Origin of the sequence: Thiemannella venezuelensis, from assembly GCF_014203605.1 — a bacterium.
Lineage (GTDB): Bacteria > Actinomycetota > Actinomycetes > Streptosporangiales > Streptosporangiaceae > Planomonospora_A > Planomonospora_A venezuelensis.
Map to the genome: position 1 here is coordinate 189,529 of NZ_JACHJJ010000009.1, position 23,505 is coordinate 213,033.

Below are 23,505 nucleotides of genomic sequence, written 5' to 3' on the forward strand. Positions count from 1 at the left end.
GTCCTGTGAAAGTCCCGGTGAGAGGGGTTCCGTCCCGAATGGGAGGCTCTCTGGCGGCGGCCGGTAAAGGATGCGTCACGGCACCGTACGCGGATCCCGATCCACCTGAGTCGGTTCTCCTCCGGCGTGAGCATTGTGCGCGAGTCGCGGGGGCTTCCCGCTCTCACATGGCCGCGTGTGCTGAACAGACAGGCGAATCCCATGCACGACATCGACATCTCCCGGCTGGTCGAGCTCGAAGACCGCCACTGGTGGTTCCGTGAGCGCCGGGCGATCCTGCGCCGGGAACTGCGGGGCCTTCCTCCCCGGGGTAGGGCGCTGGACATCGGTGCGGCGGGGGGAGGCAACACCCGCGTGCTGGCCCGCCACGGCTACGACGCCCTGGTCGTCGACTACTCCGAAGCGGCGGTGGCGGCGGCCGTCCAACGCGGGCTGAACGCCATGCACGCCGATGCCCGCGACCTTCCGCTGCAGACCGGGGACTTCGAGGTCGTCACCGCTTTCGACGTCCTGGAGCACATCGTGGAGGACCACCTCGCGGCGGAGGAGATCGCCCGTGTCCTCAAGCCCGGAGGCACGGCCCTGATCGCCGTGCCGTGCGACATGGCCCTGTGGTCCGCACACGACGACGCGGTGGGACACGTGCGCCGCTACACCCGGGAAGAACTCGTCGGGCTCATCGAGAAGTCCGGGCTGGTGGTCGACCGGGTCTGGAGCTGGAACGTGCTCCTGCGGCCCGTCGTCGCCCTTCGCAGGCGGAACAGCGAGGGCAACGACCTGACCGAGCTGCCGTGGATCGTCAACAAGGCCCTGGCCGGGGTCATCATGCTGGAGCGGTACCTCCCGGTGAGATCCATGCGCGGGGTCTCCCTGTTCCTCCGCGCGCACAAGCCCGCCTGAAGCCCGCCCGAAGCCCGCCTGAACCCGCCGGGCGGTGCCGGGCGGGCTCCGCCGTCCCGCGGACCGGACGGCCGCCCGCCGCGGGCAACGGGGACGTAAAGGCATCGCCAAGCATGGGCATCCGCGCCCGGCCGGGGCGGGCGCCTCACCAGACTTGCGCGCATGGACACAGCCTTGCCTGTCGGCGATCCCGCGTCGGAACCGCTGCGGCCCGCGGAGAGGAATCCGGCGGACGCCGGCCCGGAGCACGGGGGGCCGCTCCGCGGGAGATCGCCGGTTGCGCAGGTGTGGCGATGGCTCCCGGCGGTGTCCCTGGCGGCGTTCCTCGCGGTCGTGCTGGAGGTCTACGGGGTCGCCCCCTCCGATACGGCGGCGTTCGCCGGGTATCTGGTGGTGGGGGTGACGGTTCCCGGGGTGCTGGTCCTGCGGGCGCTGCTCGGCGGGCGCAGGACGCTGGCGGAGGAGCTGGCGGCGGGGACGGCGCTGGGGTACGCCGTGGAGGTCTTCGTCTACATCGGGGGCCGGGCGGCCGGGGTGCCGTTGCTGGTGGTGGCGTGGCCGGTGGTGACGTACGGGGTCTTCCTGGCCGTTCCGCGGTTGCGCGGGCACTGGAGGGGGCGCGGTGCGTGTCCCCGCCCGCCGGTGTGGTGGTCGTGGTCCGTCGCCGCGGTCATGGCCTACCTGACCCTCCTGAGCGCGACGTCGTTCTTCCGCTCCTACACCGTCACGCAGCCGGGAGTCTGGGCCGGTGCCTCGGACATGCTGTACCACCTGTCGCTGGTCGGTGAGCTGCGGCATCACATGCCTCCGACGGTTCCGGCGGTGGCCGGTGAGCCGCTGCTCTACCACTGGTTCGTGTACGCGCATCTGGCCGCGGCGAGCTGGGTGACCGGGATCGAGCCGATGGTGCTGCTGCTGCGGCTGGGCATGGTGCCGATGCTGGCCGGGTTGCTGGTGCTGGTGGGGGTGACCGGGCGGCGGCTCACCGGGTCGTGGCTGGGCGGGGTGCTGACCGTGGTCGGCACGGTCTTCCTGAAGCCGCCGAACCTGCACCAGGGCCCCAACTGGACGTTCACCTACGGCGGTATCCAGGACGTCACCTGGACGAGTCCTACGCAGACGTTCGGGGCGTTGCTGTTCGCGCCGGTGGTGCTGCTTCTGCTGGATCTGCTCGGGCGGGGGCGGGGCGGGTGGGGCCGGTGGGTGCTGCTGGGGGTCTTCCTGGTGGCGGTGATGGGGGCCAAGTCGGTCTACCTGCCGTTGCTGGGTGCCGGGCTGGTGGCGGTGGTCGCGGTCGAGGTGGTCCGGCGGCGGCGGGTTCCCCGGGTGGCGGTGGCGGTGCTGGGGGCGACGGCGGTGTGCCTGGCGTTCGCGCAGCTCGTGCTGTTCGGCGGCGCGCGGCTCGGGATGCACGTCGATCCGCTCTCGCTCATGCAGTGGGTCTGGGTGAAACTGGTCGACCCGGCAGGCGGGGCGGCTCTCCCGCCGGGGCTGGAACCCGCGTTCGCGGGGCTGTACCTGATGTGCTGGGCGGTCGCGTGGGCGGGGGTGTTCGGCCTGCTGAGCCGGCCGCGGCTGCCGGCCCGCCCCGGCGTGCCCCTCATGCTCGGCATCGGCGCCGCCGGCCTCGGGGTGGCGCTGCTGTTCGGCCACCCCGGGCTGAGCCAGCTCTTCTTCCTGATGGCGGCGCTGCCGTACCTGTCGGCCGTCGCCGCCTGCGGGCTCATCGCGGTGGTACGGCAGGCCGGGACATCGGCCCGGGCGACGGTGCTGGCCGCCGCCGCCGGCGCCGCCGCGGCCTTCGTGGTCCCCGCCCTCTTCGGAGCGGAGGTCCCCATCGATCCCGATCATGCGGTCCCCGCCCTCTTCCGGCCGTACATCGTCCTGGGGATCGCGGTCGTCGCGCTGACCGCCGTCCTGGCCGCCGCCGTGGGGGGACTGCGGGCCTGCGCGCTCACGGCCGTCGCGCTGACCGCCCTCAGCCTGCCCGGCAACGTGAACGAGCGGGTCCTCGTCATGGCCGACCGCATCGCCAAGACCGGTTTCCAGCAGAACTCCCGGCCGGTGGAGGACCAGGTGATGCCGCCGAAGGCGCTGAACGCCCTGCGGTGGCTGCGCATGCACTCACGGCCGGACGAGCTGGTCGCCACGAACGTCCACTGCGCCTGGGACCTTCCCGACCCGTGCCCCCCCAAGCGCTTCTGGGTCTCCGCCTTCGCCGAGAGGCGGGTCCTGTTCGAGGGGTGGGCCTACACCGCGGCCAATCTGAGGCAGTGGCGGCCGGGCGGCCCGAACAGCTACCCGTTCTGGGACCATGACCGGTTCCTCGCGAACAAGCGGGTGTTCACCCAGCCCTCACCCGGCACGGTGGGGGACCTGCGGGAGCGCTACGGGGTGCGCTGGCTCTTCGTCGACGAGAGCCGGATGGGACCGGGCCGGGGGCTGGAGACGGCCGCGCGGCTCCGGTTCCGGTCGGGTGACTACTCCCTCTACAGGGTGCCGGACGCCGACGTGCCCGGGCAGCGGGAGCCTTAGGGAAGGCGCCGGTAAAGCGTCCGTCAAGCATGGGCATCCGTCCCTGGCCGAGACGGGCGCGTCACCAGACTTGCGCACATGGACGCAGCCCCTCCCGCCGCCGGTTCGACGGCGAGCCTGCCGGAATCCGTGACGGTCCACCGGGCGGACCCCGCTCCGAGAACCGCGAGGCACTCCGCCCGGGACCGGAGGCGGCGCCGGCTCCGGGTGGGGGCGTGGCTGCCGGCGGGGCTCGTCACGGTCCTGATCGGGGCGGCTCTGGTCTCCCACGACGTCTCCGTCCGGGACCTGGCCTCCTTCGCCGGGTATCTGGTGGTGGGGGTGACGGTTCCCGGGGTGCTGGTCCTGCGGGCGCTGCTCGGCGGGCGCAGGACGCTGGCGGAGGAGCTGGCGGCGGGGACGGCGCTGGGGTACGCCGTGGAGGTCTTCGTCTACATCGGGGGCCGGGCGGCCGGGGTGCCGTTGCTGGTGGTGGCGTGGCCGGTGGTGACGTACGGGGTCTTCCTGGCCGTTCCGCGGTTGCGCGGGCACTGGAGGGGGCGCGGTGCGTGTCCCCGCCCGCCGGTGTGGTGGTCGTGGTCCGTCGCCGCGGTCATGGCCTACCTGATCGCCGGACCCGCCCTGAACGTCTTCGTCCGGTACGACATCACGCAGCCGGGCCTCTGGGCCAACGGCGCAGACATGCCCTACCACCTGTCGCTGGTCGGTGAGCTGCGGCATCACATGCCTCCGACGGTTCCGGCGGTGGCCGGTGAGCCGCTGCTCTACCACTGGTTCGTGTACGCGCATCTGGCCGCGGCGAGCTGGGTGACCGGGATCGAGCCGATGGTGCTGCTGTTCCGGTTGGGCATGGTGCCGATGCTGGCCGGGTTGCTGGTGCTGGTGGGGGTGACCGGGCGGCGGCTCACCGGGTCGTGGCTGGGCGGGGTGCTGACCGTGGTCGGCACGGTCTTCCTGAAGCCGCCGAACCTGCACCAGGGCCCCAACTGGCTGCTCACCTACGGCGGTATCCAGGACATCGGCTGGACGAGTCCTACGCAGACGTTCGGGGCGTTGCTGTTCGCGCCGGTGGTGCTGCTTCTGCTGGATCTGCTCGGGCGGGGGCGGGGCGGGTGGGGCCGGTGGGTGCTGCTGGGGGTCTTCCTGGTGGCGGTGATGGGGGCCAAGTCGGTCTACCTGCCGTTGCTGGGTGCCGGGCTGGTGGCGGTGGTCGCGGTCGAGGTGGTCCGGCGGCGGCGGGTTCCCCGGGTGGCGGTGGCGGTGCTGGGGGCGACGGCGGTGTGCCTGGCGTTCGCGCAGCTCGTGCTGTTCGGCGGGGGGAAGCTGGGGATGGCCCTCGACCCGTTCTCCCTCATGCGCATGGGCTGGAACCGGATAGGCGGCATGGGCGCGCCCGCGGAGACCACGGTGCTCGGCCTGGCGGGGCTGTACCTGATGTGCTGGGCGGTCGCGTGGGCGGGGGTGTTCGGCCTGCTGAGCCGGCCGCGGCTGCCGGCCCGCCCCGGCGTGCCCCTCATGCTCGGCATCGGCGCCGCCGGCCTCGGGGTGGCGCTGCTGTTCGGCCACCCCGGGTTCAGTCAGCTCTTCTTCCTGATGGCGGCGCTGCCGTACCTGTCGGCCGTCGCCGCCTGCGGGCTCATCGCGGTGGTACGGCAGGCCGGGACATCGGCCCGGGCGACGGTGCTGGCCGCCGCCGCCGGCGCCGCCGCGGCCTTGGCGGTCCCCGCCCTCTTCGGGATCGCGCTCCCGCTGGGGCCGGGCCGGTCGGACGCCGTCCTGTACCCGCCGTACATCGCCTTCACGATCGCGGTCGTCGCGCTGACCGCCGTCCTGGCCGCCGCCGTGGGGGGACTGCGGGCCTGCGCGCTCACGGCCGTCGCGCTGACCGCGTTCAGCCTGCCCGGCAACGTACGGGACCGCCTCGTCTACAACCGGACCGGCCCGCTGGTGAACGCGTGGGCGCTCCAGGACGCCATGGCGGTTCTGCGGTGGCTGCGGGCGCACTCGGAGACGGACGAGCTGGTCGCCACGAACGCGCACTGCCGCTGGGGCGAGCGGGAGGAGTGCAGGCATGTCCACTTCTGGGTGACCGCCTTCAGCGAGCGGCGCGTGCTGCTCGAAGGGTGGACGTACACACCGACGAACCTGCGGAGCTGGCAGCCGGGTGAGCCCGTGAAGAGGCCGTTCTGGGACCGACGGCTCTTCGAAGCGAACAAGCGGACCTTCGAAGAGCCGTCCCCGCTCAGTGTGGGCCGCCTCCAGCAGCGTTACGGGGTGCGCTGGCTCTTCGTCGACGAGAGCCAGATGAAGCCGAAATACCAGATGGCGGACTTCGCGAAGCTGATGACCCGCCGGGGGAGCTACTCCCTCTACCTGATACCGGAACGCGCCGGCCCGGCTCTCTGACCGCTTTCCCTCCGGGGCCGCGGAACGCCTGGGGCGAGGGCAACGGATCGGCAGCGGAAGGTCAAAGAAGCACAGATCTCCAGCGGTTCCCCGGGTCCGGCTGTTCAATTCACGCGTGAGAGCAAAAGATTTAGCGACGATCCCTTTCAATCGTCCTTATTCTTCACAAAACGAGATGGGATATCTCGCTGAGGCGCTGAGCCAGGGGTTCACCTCGGGGGACGGTCCGTTCACGCGCAGGGCGAGCGGAATCCTGCGGGAGATGCTCGGCGCGGGCACGGCCCTGCTGACGACCTCCTGCACCCACGCCCTCGAGATGACGGCCATTCTGCTCGACCTCCAGCCGGGGGACGAAGTGATCATGCCGTCGTTCACCTTCGTCTCCACGGCGAACGCCTTCGCCCTGCGGGGTGCGGTGCCGGTGTTCGCCGACTGCAGGCCCGACACCCTGAACGTGGACGAGAGACTGATCGAAGCCGAGATCACGCCGCGGACCAAGGCGATCGTGGTCGTCCACTACGCCGGCGTCTCCTGCCGGATGGACGCGATCACGGAGATAGCCGGTCGGCACGGCGTCGCGGTCGTCGAGGACAACGCCCACGGCCTGGGCGGATCGTACCGGGGCAGACCGCTCGGGTCGTTCGGGCGGATGGCCACCCAGAGTTTCCACGCGACGAAGAACGTGCAGTGCGGCGAGGGCGGCGCGCTGGTCCTGAACGATCCCGACCTCGCCGCGCGAGCGGAGATCATCCGGGAGAAGGGCACCAACCGCAGCCAGTTCTTCCGGGGGCAGACGGACAAGTACCGATGGCTCGACATCGGGTCGAGCTATCTGCCGTCGGACATACTGGCCGCCCAGCTGACCGCCCAGCTGGAGGAGTTCGACACCATCCAGCTCCGGCGCCACGCGGTGTGGAACGCGTACCACAAAGGGCTGGCGGACTGGGCGGCTTCGAACGAGGTCTCCCAGCCGGTGGTCCCGGACGACTGCGCGCACCCCGCGCACCTGTACTACCTGCTCCTTCCCGACCTGCGGAACCAGCAGGCCCTGATCGCCCACCTGGCGGAGCACGGCGTCCAGGCGACGTTCCACTACCAGCCGCTGCACACGGCCCCGGCCGGGCTCCGGTACGGGCGTCCGGCGGCGGCAGGCTGCCCGACCACGGAGAAGGTCGCCGACCGCCTGGTGCGCCTGCCGCTGTTCGCCGGGCTGAGCGAGACCGACACGGCACGTGTGATCGAGGCGGTCCTGTCATACGAGGTGATCTGAGACCCGGACCCGGCGGAGACCCGAAGGGCCGGAACCGGGCGGCCCTGCCCGCGGGGCCCGCCAGAAGTCAAGAAGGAGTTAGCATGCGCGTCGTCCTCTTCTGCAACGACCGGAGCGGTCTGGAGATCGCCGCCTGGCTCCGCGGCCGGCCCGACGCCGACATCGCCGCGGTCGTGCTCAACGCCCCCACCCGCCGGCCCCGCCGGGCGGATGAGATCAGGAGCCTGTTCCCCGACCTGGACAGGCGGGGCCTGGTGTTCACCGGCGACACCCTCAGGAGTGAGGAGACGCTGGAACGACTTGAGGGAATCGGCGCCGAACTGGGGATATCCCTGTTCTTCGCGCACATCTTCACCGCCGACCTGATGAAGGCCTTCCCCCGGGGGATCGTCAACCTCCACCCGTCGCTGCTGCCGTACAACAGAGGACGACAGCCGGCCGTCTGGTCCATCATCGACGGCACGCCCGCGGGTGTGACCTTCCACATGATCGACGAGGGGATCGACACCGGCGCGGTCCTCGCGCAGCAGGAGGTGGCGGTCCGCCCGCACGACACCGGCAGCTCGCTCTACCGGAGGCTGGAGGACGCCGCCGTCGAGCTTTTCCAGCGCTCGTGGCCGGCGTTGTGCGAGAACACGCTCGTGCCGGTGGAACAGGACCACGACAGGGCGACCGGCCACGCGATCACCGAGTTCGAGGAGCTCGCCCACCTGGATCCGGATCGGACGATGACGGTGGGACAGATGATCGACATCATCCGCGCCCGCTGTTTCAACCGGGACGACTGCGTACGGCTCCGCACACCCGGTGGAACCGTGCGCCTCTTCCTCGAACTGATCCCGGAGTGATCGACGGGACCGGACGGCGGAACTCCCGGCAGGCGGGTCCTCGCGGACGCGGCCTGCCGGGAGTTCCGTCGTTCAGCGGGATCCGTTCGGCCGGACCGGGACGTCTCTGGCGGCCGACAGGCCCACCCGCTCCCGGACGACGTAGGTCGGCCGTCCCAGCCCTCCTCCGTGGATGCGGCCGATGTACTCGCCGAGCACCCCGATGGATATCAGCTGGGCGGACGAGAAGATCGCGACCATCGAGGTGATCGTGGTGAACCCGGCGACCGTGGTGTCGCCCGAGGCGAAGCGCCACAGGACCACGCCGCCCAGGAAGAGCCCGATGATCCCGGTGAGGAAGCCCAGGTAGCTCGCCACCCGCAGGGGGGCCGTGCTGTATCCCAGGAGCAGGTTCGCCGCGTGCCGTACCAGCATGCGCAGGTTGTAGTTGGACTCCCCGAACTCGCGGTCGTTCATGTGCACCCCGACCGAGCCGATCTGGGTGGTGCCCCAGGAGAGGGCGACGTCGACGGAGGCGTGGGGTCCGGACAGGCTCTCGAACCCGTCGCGCAGGCAGGTGCGGAAGGCGCGGAAGGCGCCGATCTTCTGTGCGTTGCGGATGCCCAGCGCACGGGACATCCCCGTTTTCACCGATCGTGACGCGAGACTGCGCAGGAACCCGTGTTCCTCGCTGTGCGGCACGCCGTAGACGAGATCCAGCCGGTCGCCCTCAAGGGCGGCCAGCAGCAGCGGGATCTGCTCGGGAGGGTGCTGCAGGTCGTCGTCCATCGTGACGACCACGTCGAACCGCGCCTCCCTGATGCCGGCGACCAGCGCGTTGTGCTGGCCGTAGTTGCGGGACAGGCGGATGGCGCGGACGGCGTCGAACTGGCGGGCGAGGGACTCGGCCACGTCCCAGGTGCGGTCCGGGCTCCCGTCGACGACGAGGATCACCTCATGCCGGACGGCCAGGTCGCACAGCACCGAGACGAGCCTGGAGACCAGCGGTGGAAGAGTTATCTCCGAGCGGTAACACGGGATGACCACCGAAACGGACACATTATTCTCCCGACTATCGACTGTGAATCTTCATGTGGTCCTGTACGATCCTTCAGAATTCCTGGCGGCAATTATCGAGAATTCGGAGGTGCCAGCGGATGACTGAGCTGGATGTACGGGTCGCCCCCCACGTCGGATCGGATATCCGGGCTCGTTCCTCGACGTCGGCCCTTCGTGGACAGCGCACCACATATTTGCTGGGGGGAGGCATGACGGTCGTCGCCTATTTCAGTCTTCTTGCCCTCGCTTTGCTGCTTCTTGAACGGGTGGTTCCCTACCTTTTCCTGGTGGCGGGAAGCCATCTCCTCGCCGTCATGCTCGTCTACCCGTGGTACCGGCTGGTGGTGTTCCGCGTCTCGACCGGTTCGTGGATCACCGGGTTCGCCCGGTTCTATCTGGTCGGACTGAGCTTTCTCGCCACCTCTGCGGTCGTTCTCCCGGTCCTGGTGGAGATCGTGGGGCTCCCCGTCCTGGCGGCGCAGGTGTTCGTGGTCCCGGCGAGCACCGTCCTCGCTTACCTGGTCAACCGGTCCTGGGCCTTCCGTGAAAAAACCGGAAGCAAAGCATCGGTAATGCCCGGGGTGCCGGAACGCAAAGCGGAGAGTGGTCCGGGCCTGTTCTCTCCCAGAATCTGAGAACAGCGGCCACCGCGGTCGGCTGCAGACGGAGAACAGGGAGTCCACAAGGGTGAAAGCGCTTGTTCTGGCGGGCGGCAGGGGAACGAGGCTGCGGCCGCTGACGCACACTTCCGCCAAGCAGCTGGTTCCGGTGGCGAACAAGCCGGTGCTCTACTACGGGCTCGAGGCGATACGCGATGCGGGCATCACCTGCGTCGGAATCATCACCGGCGACACGGGCGCCGAGGTACGGGAGGCCGTCGGGGACGGCTCGAAGTTCGGACTCGACGTCACCTACATCCCCCAGGAAGCCCCTCTCGGCCTGGCGCACTGCGTCCTGATCGCGCAGGAGTTCCTCGCAGGCGATCCGTTCGTCATGTATCTCGGCGACAACTTCCTCCTCGGCGGGATATCCGACCTCGTCGACGCGTTCTGCCACGGCGGATACGACGCCCAGGTCCTCCTCACGAGGGTCACCGAGCCCCAGTTCTACGGAGTCGCCGAACTGGGACCCACCGGTGAGATCATCGGGCTGCAGGAGAAGCCGGTCCATCCGCGCAGTGACATGGCCATCGTGGGGGTGTACTCGTTCTCGCCGGCCATCCACGAGGCGGTCCGGGCGATCGCGCCGTCCGCGCGCGGCGAGCTGGAGATCACCGACGCCATCCAGTGGCTCATCGGGAACGGCTACTCGGTCCACTCCCACATGGTGAGCGGCTACTGGAAGGACACCGGCCGGCTGCAGGATCTGCTGGAGTGCAACCGCATGATCCTGGAAACGATCGCACCGGACAACAGGGGCACGGTCGACGGGCTGAGCGAGATCACCGGACGGGTCGTCATCGAGCCGGGGGCCGTGGTGGAGAACTCGGTGCTCCGCGGTCCGATCGTGGTGGGAGCCGACGCGAAGATCCAGTCCTCGTACGTCGGGCCCTTCACCTCGATCGGGCCGCGCTGTGTCGTGCAGGACGCCGAGGTCGAGTACTCGATCGTGCTCGACGACTCCTCCGTGCACGGGGTCTCCCGGCTGGCCCACTCCCTCATCGGACGCAACGTCGAGGTGAGCCGCGCGGAGGGCGCCCCGAACACGTACGGCCTCATGGTCGGCGACCACAGCAGGATCCAGGTGCGCGCATGAGAGTCCTGGTCACAGGAGGCGCCGGATTCATCGGCTCCCACTACGTGAGGTCGCTGCTGCGGGGTGCGTACCCGGGGTTCGAGGACGCCCGCGTCACGGTCCTCGACAAACTGACCTACGCCGGCAATCTCGCCAACCTCGCCGCCGTGGCCGAGCACCGCGACTACCGCTTCGTCCGCGGGGACATCGCCGACGCGCGCCTGCTCGCGGACATCGTCCCCGGCCACGACGTCGTCGTGAACTTCGCGGCGGAGTCGCACGTCGACCGGTCCATCACCGGGGCCGGCGACTTCGCGACGACCAATGTGCTGGGCACGCAGCGGCTGCTCCAGGCGGCGCTGGACGGCGGGGTCGGCACGTTCGTCCAGGTCTCCACCGACGAGGTGTACGGGTCGATCGCCGAGGGCTCGTGGGACGAGTCGCAGCCCCTGCTGCCCAACTCGCCCTACTCGGCGGCCAAGGCCTCCGCCGACCTTTTCTGCCGCGCGTACGCCAGGACACACGGCCTCGACGTCCGCATCACCCGCTGCTCCAACAACTACGGCCCCCACCAGTACCCGGAGAAGGTCATCCCGCTCTTCGTCACCAACCTGGCCGACGGCCGCCGGGTCCCTCTCTACGGGGACGGCCGCAACGTCCGGGAGTGGCTGCACGTCGACGACCACTGCCGGGGAATCCAGCTCGTGCTGGAGAAGGGGTCCCCGGGTGAGATCTACAACATCGGCGGCGGTGTCGAGCTCACCAACCTGGAGCTGACCGAGCGGCTGCTGGCCGCCTTCGGCGCGGGCTGGGACATGGTCGTGCGCGTTCCCGACCGGCTCGGGCACGATCTGCGCTACTCGGTGGACAGCGGCAAGGCCCGGGCGATCGGGTACGAGCCCCGGGTCGACTTCGCCGAAGGACTGGCCGAGACCGTGGCGTGGTACCGCGGCAACGAGAACTGGTGGCGCCCCCTGAAAGGGGCCACTCGTTGACCGTCCTGGTGCCGGGCCGGCGGCGGGTCAGCCCCGGGCTCCTGCTGTCGATCGTCGCCCTGTGCTACGCCGCCGTCCAGTTCTCCCTGGTCACCACGGCATTCGGCATCGAGTGGGACGAGGCGGTGTACATCAGCCAGTTCTCCGGGAAAGGAGCGCCCATCGCGTTCCACGCCTCCCGCGGCTGGGGGACACCGCTCGTGGTCGCTCCCGTGGTCGTGTTCACGGACTCGATAGCGGTTCTGCGCGCTTATCTGATGGTTCTGTCCTCACTGCTGCTGTTCGGCGCGTTCCGCATCTGGCTCCCGATCCGGCCGGGGTACACCGTCCCCATGGCCGCCGCCCTTTTCGCCGCCTGCTGGCCGACGGTGTTCTACGGCAGCGAGGCCATGCCGAACATCTTCACCGCACTCGGCGCCGTCGCGCTCACCGGCCTGGTCCTGAGAGCGGTCATCCCGGGCGTCCCTTCCGGCCGGGCGGCCCTCGCGGTGACGGCGGGCCTGGTGGTCCTCGTCTCGTTGTTCCGCCCGACCGACACGACGGTCATCGTCCTGATCCTGGCAGGGGTGACGGCCTGCACCCTGCTCTCCCCGGGGCACCGGCGCCGCGCCGTCGGTGTGATCGCCGCGCTCGGCGCCGGCCTGCTGGCGGCCTGGGGTCTGTGGACCGCGGACGCGGTGCGCAGGTACGGCGGCGTCGCCGAGCGCATGGAACTGGCGACCGAGTACTTCGGCCCCTACCGGTGGCTCGCCGAGCACTACCTGCGCGCACTGGACGGACCGGTGGTCTGCTCGACACCGGATACCTGCGGCCCGGTCAGCGCCGGTGGCGTCGCATGGGCGACGGCTCTCCTGCTGCTCTCGGCGATCGGTTCGGTGACGCTCTGGAAACGGGGGCACCGGCTCGTGTCCGCCGCGCCCGCCGCCGTCGCCCTGGGGATCGCCGGCGCCTACCTGTACCACCCCCTCCTCCCGCATCCGCGCTACCTGCTGCCCGCCTACGGGCTCCTGTCGATCGCCGCGGCGGACGGCGTCCTCGTCGTGGGAGCCGCCCTGCGACAGCGGACCCGGGCCGCGTACGCGGTGGCGTTCTGCGGTCTTCTCGCCGTGGGGCACCTGGGCTCACAGGCCGTCTACCTGCTCGACAACGTCGGGCGGCTCACGCCGGGACGCGCTCAGGACGTCGTGGTGGCGGCGAAGGTGAAGAAGATCGGCTACCGCCGCCCCTGCCTGGTGTACGGCTGGCACGCTCCCCAGATCGGTCACCACCTGGGCTGCGAGGCCGCCGGCGCGTCCGGGGGCAAGGCGCTGCCCGCCACTCCGAGACATGTGCCGCTCAAGGCGGCGAACGGATACTCCGTCATCGTGGTCTACCGCGGTGACGCCGACAGGGCCGCGTCAGACCTGGCCGCATGGCCGAGGCACCGGCTGACCTCCAACGACTGGTACGCCCGGATCAGCGACGGAGCGGCCGGCCCTGCCGCCCCTCCGGGTCCGGTGGGATACGAACCCGGCCTCTGAAGACACCGCGGTCACCGTCGCCCGGCCCGGCGGGCGGACCTGCGGCGCGTGCCGAAAGCCGTTCCGGGCATCGCATCCATTTCTCAGAGAGGCTTCCAGCCGATGCAGGATCCGAACCAGAGGGAAGCTCGGACGCCCACCCGCCTCCTCGACCGGGCGCGCCCCGGGAGGAAGGAGGGGCCGGCGTCCCGGAGAGGCCGGACCAGGATGGGGCCGGAATCGCTGCTGGCGATCGTGGCGATCGGCTACGCGGTCGCCCAGCTCTTCCTGATCGCTCCGGGGATGGGGCTCGGATACGACGAGGCGGTGTACGCCAGTCAGTTCTCCCGCCACGGAAACCCGGCCGCCTACCACGCATCCCGCGGCTGGGGGACGCCGCTCCTCGTCGCTCCCGTGGTCATGCTCACGGATTCGGTCGAGGCCCTGCGAATCTACCTGACGCTGGTCTCCTCTCTGCTGCTGTTCCTCTCCTTCCGCGTCTGGCTGGCGGTACGGCCCGGCTACGCGGTCCCGCTGGCGGCGGCGCTGTTCGCCGGCTGCTGGACGACGGTGTTCTACGGCAACGAGGTCATGCCCAACCTCTACACCGCGTTCGGCACCGTGGCGCTCACCGGGCTGGTTCTGCGGGCCGCTGCCGCGCGGGAACCGGTCGGACGGACGACTCTGGCCGCGGTGGCCGTCGTCGCGGCGGTCCTGCCGCTGTTCCGCCCGTCGGACGCCATGGCCGTCGTCGTGTCCATCGCCGGGGTGACGGCGGTCATGATGCTGTCCCGGCGGTGGCGGCGGACGGCGGCGCTCGCGATGGGGGCGCTGGCCGCGGGCTCCGCGGTGGGGTTCGGGCAGTGGGTGCTGGAGTCGGTGCTGAAGTACGGGGGGGTCGTCCCCCGGCTCGAACTGGCCACCTACAGTTTCGGAACCACCAAGTGGCTCGTCGACAATCACGTGAGAGCGCTGGACGGGCCGATGTTCTGCGCCACTCCGGCCGCATGCGGCCCCGTTCCCCCGAGCGCGCTCGGATGGCTGGCGGGCGCCGCGCTGCTGGCGGCGATCGGCCTGGTGGCGGCCTGGAAGCGGGGGGACTGGCTCACCGCCGTCGCCCCGGCCGTCGTCGGGGCGGGCATCGCGGGCGCCTACCTGTACCATCCGGGCTTCACCGCCCCCCGGTACCTGCTGCCCGCCTACGGACTGTGGGCGCTCGTCGTCGCGGAGGGAGTGCTGCGGTCCGCTGCGGCCGTCCGGCCGCGGACCCGGGTCGCCTCCGCGGTGGCGTGCTGCGCCCTCGTCCTGGCGGCTCACGTGTACGTGCAGCACCGGTACCTGATGGCGAATCTCGTCCCGACGGAGAGCAGCCGCGAACGCAGCACACTCCTGGCGGAGGACCTCAGGGCGATCGGCTACGGGCGACCCTGCCTCGTGTACGGGCTGAACGCACCGCAGATCGCGCACAGCCTGGGCTGCGAATCGATAGGGGTGTCCGGGGAGAAACTTCTCCGTGCGTCTTCGTACTACATCGAGGACAAAGTCAAGAGCGGTTATTCCGTAATGGTGGTCTACCAGGGAACGACGGACCGGAACGCCTCCTACCTGTCGGGCTGGCCGAAATACAGCCTGTCCTCACGGGACTGGTACGTCCGGGTGAACAACGGTGACAGGCGCCCCGAGGCCCCCGGAGTCCTGTCGGAGGGCGGGCGGGGATGAACCGGCGGCGCATTTCGCGCCGCCGGCGGGCCCGAAGGGTTCCCGGCCGCACGTCCGCCCGGCGACCGGCAAACTCGGAGTAAAACCACGGCCGGTCCCGCGAGGTCATGGATAGCTTCATTTCGCCACCGGTCGACAGGGCCGCTTCCCGTCCCGGTCGCGGACATACATTTCTTCACCTCCGCCCGCCGGAAGTCGGTCGCCGAACCGGAAACGCGGAGCATTTTCATGGGGGATGCACGTGCGGAGTTTCCTGAAGGCCACGCCCGCCGTCCGAGGGTGCCATATCGGGTTCGAGGGGTACCCCGGCCTGCTGACCCGGATGTGCGACGGCGACGGCACGGCCTGGACGGACCTGGACGGCGCGTCCACGGACCGGCCGCTCACGGAGGAGAAGGTGGCCCGCTTCCTCCTCGCGGCCAGGACGACCGCCGATCTGAGGCGCGCGGTCCCCCTCGCCGGCCTCATGCCGAAGGCGCGCGAGATCACCGTGATCATCGCCGGTTCTCCCGACTGGCGGCCGGTGCCCGTCCCGGTCACCGGCGGCGCGCCGCACTGGGACCGGCTGCTCGACCTCCGCGTCTCCCGCCGCCAGGACGGCTCGTGGCGGATCGACACGAGTTTCACCGCGCGGACGCCGGCCGGAGAGGTCCTGAAGGCACTGGCCCGCGGGCTGACCGGCGGCCTGCCGCGGGAGGCGCCGAACGCGCCGGTGGTGGCCCTGGCGGGGGTGGGCTCCTGCCACTGGCGGCCGGGAGACCCCAACGTCGTGCTCGCCCCCGTGTCCGGACCGGTCCCCGCCCGGCGGGGGGCGCCGGGATGCGACGTGCCGTTGCGGACGACGGGGGCCCAGGCGCCGCCGTGGCCGGAGGACGACGCGCGGCCGGTCGACCGGGCCGAGCCCCTCACCGGCGGCGGTCCCGGTCCGGCGGGCTCCCCCCTCGACATCCCGCCGGTCGACGAGCTGTCGGTCTGCCCGGTCGGGTTCCTCCCCACGGTGGACGGTCCGGTCGGCGAGCTCCGGGACGAGCGGGGGGTGTACGAGGTCGCCCGGCAGGGGGAGGTCGTCACGCGGATCCCGCTGTCGGGGGCGCTCACCGAGGTGGACGTCGCCCGGGTGCGGGGGCTCGCGGGCGTGTCGGTGGACCTCGCCGGGGAGTGGCTCGACCCGGCGGGGGTCGCGCGTGCCGTCTGCGGCCTGGCGGCGGCGGGGGTCCCCGTCGTGGCCCGGCCGGGCGCCCGCTGGAGCGGGGTCCTCGGCACGGAGCTGGCGGCGCTCCTGGACGGGTTCGACCCGGAGGACCTCGCCGACCCGATGGCCCGCGAGCAGTACAGCATCCGGTTGCGGCGCTCGGCGCTGGCGGCGCACGGGGTGGCGGCCCGCTGGCGGCAGATCGCGGAGCAGAGGGGCGTCCGGCCGCCGGACCCGCCGACCGTCTCCGTCCTGCTGTGCACCCGGCGGCCGGAGCTGGTGAGGGCGGCACTGGGCCAGGTGGCCCGGCAGCGCGGGGTGGAGGCGGAGGTGGTCCTCACCCTGCACGGGATCCCCGCGGGCCTTCCGGAGGTGGCGGAGGCGGTGGCCGCCCATCCGGGTGAGATCACCGTGCTGGAGGAGGACGCGGACCGCGTGTTCGGCGAGGTGCTCAACGGGGCGGCCCGCCGCGCGTCCGGCGCGTATCTCACCAAGATGGACGACGACGACTGGTACGGCCCGGACCACCTGTCGGACCTGCTGCTCGCCCAGAGGTACTCCTGCGCCGACCTGGTGGGCGCCGCGGGGGAGTTCTACTACCTGGAGCCCCTCGACGTCACCGTCCGCCGCTGCGTCGACTCGGAGATCTACACCGGACACGTCGCCGGCAGCTCCATCCTGGTCTCGCGGGCCGTCTTCGACGGGGTGGGAGGGTTCCGGCCCATCCCCCGGACGGTGGACGGCCAGTTGCTGGAGGCCGTCGCCGCGGGGGGCGGCCGCATCTACCGCACGCACGGTTTCAACTACCTCATCGGCCGGCGGCGCGTGTCAGGGCACACCTGGCAGGAACCGCTCAACTCCTTCCTGTCGAACTACCGCCGGCAGTGGCGGGGTTTCCATCCGAACGCGCTGATGGAAACGGAGGTGCGTCCGCCGCAGGGAGCGCCGCACGCCGTGAACGGCCAGGCCATCGCAAGCAAAGGACAGCAGTGATGCACACGTGTACCGCGGACCCGGATGCGGCCGAGACTTCCGGACCGCTGATCCGGGGGAACGACTTCGGCTGCCTGACCCCTCCGGCGCTGGGCGGCTGGACCCCCAGGCGCACCGTGAGCGTCGTCATCCCGGCGTACCGGTGTGCGGACACCCTGCCCCTCACTCTCGCGAGCCTCGCCGCCCAGAGCTATCCGAGCGACCTGATGGAGGTCGTGGTCGTCGACGACGGGGAGGAGGCGTCGCTCCGCCTCCCCGACCTGGTGCCGGAGAACACCCGGATCATCCGGCCCCTGCCCGACGGCTGGGGCATCGCCAACGCCTACCACAGCGGGGTGCTGGCCGCGCAGGGCGAGGTCGTGCACCGGATCGACTCGGACCTGGTGCTGTCCAGGGAGCACGTCGAGGCGCAGATGCGCTGGCACCACCTGGCCGACTACCTCGTGATCCTGGGCCACCTGCGGTTCAACGAGTGGGAGCCGGGGAGCCTGAGCGCGCGGGAGGTGCACGCCGCCGTCGCCGCGGGGGCCGTGGGCGGGCTCTTCGGCGGCGACGAGGGCACGGCCCAGTGGACCGAGGCGGTGTGGGACGGGACCGGCGACCTCCGGCGGGCGGGCCCGGACGTCTTCCGGCTCCACGTCGGCGCCACGGCGTCCCTGCCCCGGGAGATGTACCTGCGCGCGGGAGGGATGGACACCTCGCTGCCGCGCGGCTCGGACACCGAGATCGGCTACCGCCTGGCGCAGGCCGGTGCCGTCTTCGTCGCCGACCGGGAGTCGTCCTGCCGCCACCTCGGCGTCTCCACGGTGATGCGCCGCCAGGACGAGGTCCAGCGCTACACCAAGCCGTTCATGGCGGAGCGGGTCCCCCACCGCCAGTACCGGTCGTCCAGGGGGCCGGGCCGGCAGTACCTCGTGCCCAGGGTGGAGACCGTGGTGGGGGCGGAGGGCCGCTCCCTGGAGGCCGTGCGGGCCACGGTCGACGGCCTGCTGGGGAGCTGGATGTCGGACCTCTCCGTCACGCTCGTCGGCCCCTGGGGCCTGCTCACCGACGAGCGCCGCTCCCCGCTGGACGACCCGCTGCTGGACCTCCGGCTGGTCCGGGAGTCGTACCGGGGGGAGTCCCGCGTCAGGTTCGTGGAGGAGGCCGCCGGGACGGCGTTCCCGGCGCCCTTCCGGTTCGAGTGCCCGGCCGGGTGGGTCCCCGAGCCGGAGACGCTGGGCCGGCTCGTGAAGTTCGCCGACGAGCGGACCCTCGGCCTGGTGGCCGTGATCCTGGACGAACGCGGGGAACTGGTGACGGCCCGGCTGGAGCGGACCGCCGCCGTCTCCCGCGCCCGGCTGCTCACCGGGCCGGGCGCGGACCTGGACGAGGCCGTCCACCAGATCTCCGGCATGGTCTGGGAGGACGGCCGCAGCTGGGGGATCCTGCCCGCCGGCGACGAATGCTCCACGGCGGGGACCGCGCTGGCGGTCCAGGCGGAGCAGTGGCGGCGCAGGGCGGAGAAATGGGAGCGCAGGGCGCAGCGGTGGAAGGAGAGGGCCCGCGGCCGGCACCTGGAGCGGCTCGACCCGGTCCCCGCCCGGAGCCTGCGCCGCGCCGTCGGCAAGGGGCTGCGCATGGTCGGGATGACCGGGACCCGCCGCCAGCGATCCGGAGGGTGAACCCATGCCGCTGATCAGCGTCATCGTGCCGATCTACAACGTCGAGCCCTACCTCCGGGCGTGCCTGGAGTCCCTCGCGAGCCAGACCTGGAGCGACATCGAGGTCGTCATGGTCGACGACGGCTCGCCCGACGGCAGCGCCGGCATCGCCCGGGAGTACGCGGCGGACGACCCCCGCTTCCTGCTCGTCCGCCAGCCCAACCGCGGCCTGGGCGCGGCACGCAACGCCGGGCTGCGCCGGGCCTCGGGCGAGTTCGTCGCCTTCCTCGACAGCGACGACATGCTGCCGCTGCACGCCCTGGAGACCATGGCGGGCAGCCTCCTGGAGACCGGCTCCGACCTGGTCGCGGGGAACGTGCAGCGGTTCGGCGCGCGGGGCGTACGGCAGGCGCCGATGTACCGGGAGATCGCGGCCCACCCGCTCCGGCGCACCCACGTCACCGAGCACGACCTCCTGCTCAGGGACCGGCTGGTCACCAACAAGCTCTGGCGCCGCGCGTTCTGGGACGAGCACGCGATGAGCTTCCCCGAGGGCGTGCTGTACGAGGACATCGCGGTCGCCCTCCCGGCGCACTTCCGCGCCAAGTCGGTGGACGTGCTGTCCGCGCCCGTCTACCTGTGGCGCGAGCGGGAGGGCGAGCGGCTCTCCATCACCCAGGACCGCGCGCAGGTCAGAGGCATCGAGGACCGCTTCACCGCCGTGCGGTCGGTCCGGGACTTCCTCCTCGGCGGAGGCTTCGCCGAGCACGTCCCCGCCTGGGACCGCACCGTCCTCGACCACGACCTCCCCGTCTTCTTCGCGGCCCTCCAGCACGGCGACGACGCCTTCCGGCGGCGGTTCGCCGACCTCGCCGCGGCCTACCTCGACGAGGTCGGACCCGGCGTCCTGCCCGCCGTCTCCGCCAGGCGCCGCATCCTGTGGCACCTGGTACGGCACGGCAGGATGGCCGACGCGCTGGAGCACCTCGCCTGGGAGCAGGCCGCCGAGCCGCAGGCCGTGCGCAGGGGGACCCGCTACCACCTCGACACGCCGGTAGGCGACCTGCCCGCGGAGGCGACGCGCCTGCGCGGCGACCTCACCCTGCGGCAGCGGGTGGACGAGGTGCGCTGGGAGGGCGACCGCCTGGTGGTCGAAGGGCGGGCCACCCTCCGCTACCTCCGCCCGTCCCAGCGGGTGCACCAGCAGGTCTTCGCCTCGCTGGTGCAGTCCGGCACCGGGCGGCAGATCCGCCTCCCGGTCACCGCCGTGCAGGCGGGATCGATCGGATACTCCCGCACCAGCCGCAAACGCCGCGACTGGGGAGGCTTCCGCATCGTCGTCGACCCGGCGAAGCTCGGCGCCGGGAAGGCGTCGGCCTGGCACGTCGAGCTGATGGTGATCCACCGCGGCATGGTGCGGCGCGAGCGGCTGCGCGCGGGCGGCGCCGAGAGCGCCCGCGAGGTACGGCCGGGCCTGCGCCTGGTCACCGGGCGGGACGGCGGCGACTTCGTCCTGCGGGCGGAGCCCGGGCGGCTGCGGCTCACCGGCCGGGCGGTGGCGGACGGGCGGCTCCTGCTGACCGGGGACGCCCCGGCCGGCCCGGCCTCGCCGGTCCTCCAGCTGGTCCGCGAGCCCGACGGATCCGTGCTGTCCTATCCGGTCAGCGGCCGGAACGGCTCCTTCCGCGCCGAGATCGATCTCCGGGACGTGCTGCCCCGGCGGGTTCCCCGGCTCGACCCCGCCGGACCGGAGGCCTCGGCCCTGGACACCGGGACGGAGTGGCGGATCCGCCTCGCCGCCGGCGACGAGGCGGTGCCGATCGCCGACGGCCTCCCGGCGCTCCGCCACACGGAGGGCGACCGCGAGGTCATCGTGACCGCGTCACCGGCCGGGGAGCCGGTGGTGCGGGTGCGGCCCCCGGCGGCCGCGCTGGAGCGCGCGGAGTGGTCGCAGGACGGGCGGCTGCTGCTCGCCGGAGGGTTCACCGGCCCCGGCTCAGGCCCGGATCCCGGCTCCGGCGCGGTGCTCCTCGTCGCGTCCGCCACCGACCGCCGTGACGAGCGGTCGTTCCCCGTCCGCTGCGACGGCGCCCGCTTCGAGGCCGTCCTCACCCCCGGCGCGATCCCCTCCCTGGCCGGGACGCTTCCGCTGCCCGCGGGGGAGTACAGGCTGACGCTCCGGACCCCCGCCCGGGACCTCCCCCTGGAGGGCTGCGAGGCCGTACGGCACGGCACCGCCGCGCGGTCGTTCGTGCTGGAGGCGGACGGGACGGGGAACGCCCTGCTCACGGTGGGCGACGATCTGACGGACGAGGAGCGCGGCGCCGCCGGCCAGCAGGAGCTGCGGACGGTCCGCTACCCCGCGTGGCGGGCGGAGCCGCTCCGGCAGGCCGTGCTGTTCGACAGCTACTCCGGCAGGCGGTTCTCCGACGGCCCCCGGGCCGTCTACGAGGAACTGCGGCGCAGGGACTCCGCCCTGGAGTTCCTGTGGGTCGTCAGGGACGGGCAGGTGGAACTGCCTCCCGGCGTTCTCCCGGTCCGCTTCCACGGCAGGGAGCACTACGAGGCGCTCGCGCGCTGCCGGTACGTCGTCGCCAACACCCACCTGCCGTCCTGGTTCGAGCGCAGGCAGGGGCAGACGGTCCTGCAGACCTGGCACGGCTCCGGGGTGAAACGGATCGGGTTCGGCACCGAGGCGGTCTCGCTCGCCGCGCCGGAGGTCCGCAGGCGGCTGGAGAAGAGGGCCGCGCAGTGGGACTACCTGGTCTCGCCCGGCCCCTGGTGCACGGCGATCCTCAAAGACGCCCTCCGGTTCGCCGGGACGGTGCTGGAGACCGGGCAGCCGGGCAACGACGTGCTGGTACGGCAGGGCCGGGAGGAGCTGGCCGAGCGGGTCAGGCGGCGGATCGGCCTGCCGTACGGGAGGAAGGCGGTGCTGTACGCCCCGACCTCGCGCGAGGACGTGGTCGACGGCAGGGGGCGCCCCCGGCTCGACCTCCGGCTGGACGTGGAGCGGATGCGCGAGCGACTCGGATCCGACCACGTGCTGCTGGTCCGCCGGCATCCCGACATGGTGGACGCGGTGCCCCGGGCCGACGGGGAGTTCGTCTTCGACGTGTCGGCCTATCCGGACGTCCAGGAGCTGTACCTGGTCGCCGACGTCCTCGTCACCGACTACTCCTCGGCGATGGCCGACTTCGCGCTGACCGGCCGCCCGATCCTCCTGTACGCCTACGACCTGGAGCGCTACCGGAGGGAGGGCCGGGCCCTCCACCTCGACCTGGAGACGGAGGCGCCCGGCCCGGTGCTGCGCGGCACCGACGAGGTCGTCGAGGCGCTCAGGTCGCTCGACGCGGTCGCCGCGGAGTACGCGGAGCGCTATGCCGCCTTCGCCGCCAGGCACCGCCCCCTCGACGACGGAGGCGCCGCGGCCAGGGTCGTCGACCGGGTCTTCACCTGAACGACCCGTCCCCGCCGCCGTCCGGACGACAGCCCGGAGCCCGACAGGGCTCCGGGCTGTCGTCGTCGTGCCCCGCGCCGGATCACCGGAACGGGTCCGCCCGGATCCGCGCGGAGAGGGCGTGGATCCACCGGACGGGCTTCCCGGAAAAGGGCAGGAGCCCTCCCGGTGAATCCGTCCCGTTGACAAAGTCGGCGGCCTCACCGGCCCGGATTGGTCAAGAACTGGAAAGGAGACCTCCCGGTAGTTACAGAGCGTCATTGCCGACGACTCCGTCGTGGCCATGCTGGCAGCTATGAGGCCCTACTCGTTGGACGACGTCCGTGCCACGTGCAAACCCAAGGACTCCTGGTGGACCGTTTTCCTGGTCGATCCGGTGGCGTGCCGGCTCACGTTGCTCGTCGCCAACCACACGGCCGTCACACCCAACGGGCTCTCCCGTTTCTCGCTCATCCTCGGTACGGCCGCCGCGGTCTGCTTCGCGGCGGGGCGGCTCGCGGCGGGGGCCGCGCTGTTCTACCTGAGCTTCATGGTCGACTGCATGGACGGCAAGATCGCCCGGCTCAAGGGGACCGGGACCGTCTTCGGTCTCTGGGTCGACTACGTGGGCGACCGGATCCGGGTGGTCTGCTGCGCGATCGGGCTGGCGTCCGGGCAGTACGCGGCGACCGGGGAGCTCGCCTACATCCTGCTCGGCACGGGGGTCGCGGTGCTGGACCTGTTCCGCTACGTGAACGCCCCGCAGATGAAGCGGGTGCGCGACGCGGTCAGGGAGAACTGGCCCGTCCCCGGCGCGGTGGAGGCCCACGGCGAGGAGCACGGCGGGGTCTCCGGCGAGGTCTCCGTGACGCGGGCGGAGGTCTCCGCGGTGCTGCAGGAGGCGGCCTCGCTGATCGAGGCCTCGGCGGGCCCGGAGGGCTCCTCGACGGCCGGTCCGCGGAGGGGCCGCCGGCCGTCACCGGCTCGGCGCGTCCGGCGGATGCTGGGAACCTACCGCCTGATCGGCCCCTTCCTCGCCCGCTACCGGATCCGCACCCACCTGGTGAGCGGCATCGAGTTCCACGCCGCGGTGTTCGTGGTCGCGCCGCTGCTCGGCGCCGGGGCGCTGCTGCCCGTCGTGACCGGGGCGGGCGCGCTGCTCCTGCTGAACGAGGTCTACCTGGTCTTCCGGCTCTGGCGGTTCACCCGGATGCCGGCGCCCGTCCTGCCCGAGTCCGCCGCGCCGGTTCCGCACGGCGCGCAGCGCGTGCCCGCCTGATCCGTGCGGCGCGTG

Annotated in this window: 15 protein-coding genes; 14 read left to right on the forward strand and 1 reads right to left on the reverse strand. The window is 71.9% G+C overall.

Annotated features, from left to right (window positions below; translation table 11 throughout):
- Nucleotides 1–201 precede the first annotated feature (201 nt).
- The 5 genes from FHS22_RS16035 (at nucleotide 202) to FHS22_RS16055 (ending at nucleotide 7,959) form a co-directional block, all read left to right on the forward strand.
- Entirely contained in the window at nucleotides 202–900 is a 699-nt protein-coding gene (locus FHS22_RS16035) for a class I SAM-dependent methyltransferase (protein WP_184942441.1), read from the forward strand.
- Between the two features lie 285 nt (nucleotides 901–1,185).
- Nucleotides 1,186–3,435, forward strand: a complete 2,250-nt coding sequence (locus FHS22_RS16040; RefSeq protein ID WP_184942442.1) for a hypothetical protein — start codon at nucleotides 1,186–1,188, stop codon at nucleotides 3,433–3,435.
- 78 nt (nucleotides 3,436–3,513) lie between these two features.
- Entirely contained in the window at nucleotides 3,514–5,841 is a 2,328-nt protein-coding gene (locus tag FHS22_RS16045) for a hypothetical protein (RefSeq protein ID WP_184942443.1), read from the forward strand.
- Nucleotides 5,842–5,956: 115 nt separating this feature from the next.
- Nucleotides 5,957–7,111, forward strand: a complete 1,155-nt coding sequence (rffA, locus tag FHS22_RS16050) for a dTDP-4-amino-4,6-dideoxygalactose transaminase (protein ID WP_345096918.1) — start codon at nucleotides 5,957–5,959, stop codon at nucleotides 7,109–7,111.
- Between the two features lie 83 nt (nucleotides 7,112–7,194).
- Complete coding sequence (locus tag FHS22_RS16055; RefSeq protein WP_184942445.1) at nucleotides 7,195–7,959, forward strand: formyltransferase family protein; 765 nt, start codon at nucleotides 7,195–7,197, stop codon at nucleotides 7,957–7,959.
- Nucleotides 7,960–8,031: 72 nt separating this feature from the next.
- Here the strand turns inward: FHS22_RS16055 and FHS22_RS16060 are convergent, their stop codons facing one another.
- On the reverse strand, nucleotides 8,032–8,997 hold the full coding sequence (locus FHS22_RS16060) for a glycosyltransferase family 2 protein (protein WP_184942446.1): 966 nt from the start codon (nucleotides 8,995–8,997) through the stop codon (nucleotides 8,032–8,034).
- A gap of 98 nt (nucleotides 8,998–9,095) precedes the next feature.
- On the opposite strand from FHS22_RS16060, the gene FHS22_RS16065 reads away from it, so the two are divergent.
- From FHS22_RS16065 to FHS22_RS16105, 9 genes are all read left to right on the forward strand, one after another.
- A complete protein-coding gene (locus FHS22_RS16065; RefSeq protein ID WP_184942447.1) occupies nucleotides 9,096–9,632 on the forward strand; it encodes a GtrA family protein in 537 nt (178 codons plus the stop codon).
- A 52-nt stretch (nucleotides 9,633–9,684) separates the two neighbouring features.
- On the forward strand, nucleotides 9,685–10,752 hold the full coding sequence (locus tag FHS22_RS16070; RefSeq protein ID WP_184942449.1) for a glucose-1-phosphate thymidylyltransferase: 1,068 nt from the start codon (nucleotides 9,685–9,687) through the stop codon (nucleotides 10,750–10,752).
- The gene (gene rfbB, locus FHS22_RS16075; protein WP_184942450.1) at nucleotides 10,749–11,726 is read left to right on the forward strand and encodes a dTDP-glucose 4,6-dehydratase; all 978 of its coding nucleotides are present in this window, start codon (nucleotides 10,749–10,751) and stop codon (nucleotides 11,724–11,726) included. Before FHS22_RS16070 ends, rfbB begins: the two co-directional genes overlap by 4 nt.
- Complete coding sequence (locus FHS22_RS16080) at nucleotides 11,723–13,246, forward strand: hypothetical protein (protein ID WP_184942452.1); 1,524 nt, start codon at nucleotides 11,723–11,725, stop codon at nucleotides 13,244–13,246. The genes rfbB and FHS22_RS16080 overlap by 4 nt, the downstream gene beginning before the upstream one ends.
- 207 nt (nucleotides 13,247–13,453) lie before the next feature.
- Nucleotides 13,454–14,944 (forward strand): hypothetical protein, encoded by a 1,491-nt coding sequence (locus tag FHS22_RS16085; protein WP_184942454.1) that lies wholly within the window; start codon nucleotides 13,454–13,456, stop codon nucleotides 14,942–14,944.
- A 235-nt stretch (nucleotides 14,945–15,179) separates the two neighbouring features.
- Nucleotides 15,180–17,129: a glycosyltransferase family 2 protein gene (locus FHS22_RS16090; RefSeq protein WP_184942456.1), complete on the forward strand. Its 1,950-nt coding sequence runs from the start codon at nucleotides 15,180–15,182 to the stop codon at nucleotides 17,127–17,129.
- The gene (locus tag FHS22_RS16095; protein WP_184942457.1) at nucleotides 17,129–18,793 is read left to right on the forward strand and encodes a glycosyltransferase family 2 protein; all 1,665 of its coding nucleotides are present in this window, start codon (nucleotides 17,129–17,131) and stop codon (nucleotides 18,791–18,793) included. Before FHS22_RS16090 ends, FHS22_RS16095 begins: the two co-directional genes overlap by 1 nt.
- A gap of 4 nt (nucleotides 18,794–18,797) precedes the next feature.
- The gene (locus FHS22_RS16100) at nucleotides 18,798–22,232 is read left to right on the forward strand and encodes a bifunctional glycosyltransferase/CDP-glycerol:glycerophosphate glycerophosphotransferase (RefSeq protein ID WP_184942459.1); all 3,435 of its coding nucleotides are present in this window, start codon (nucleotides 18,798–18,800) and stop codon (nucleotides 22,230–22,232) included.
- Between the two features lie 295 nt (nucleotides 22,233–22,527).
- The gene (locus tag FHS22_RS16105) at nucleotides 22,528–23,490 is read left to right on the forward strand and encodes a CDP-alcohol phosphatidyltransferase family protein (protein WP_260407974.1); all 963 of its coding nucleotides are present in this window, start codon (nucleotides 22,528–22,530) and stop codon (nucleotides 23,488–23,490) included.
- Nucleotides 23,491–23,505: the final 15 nt, after the last annotated feature.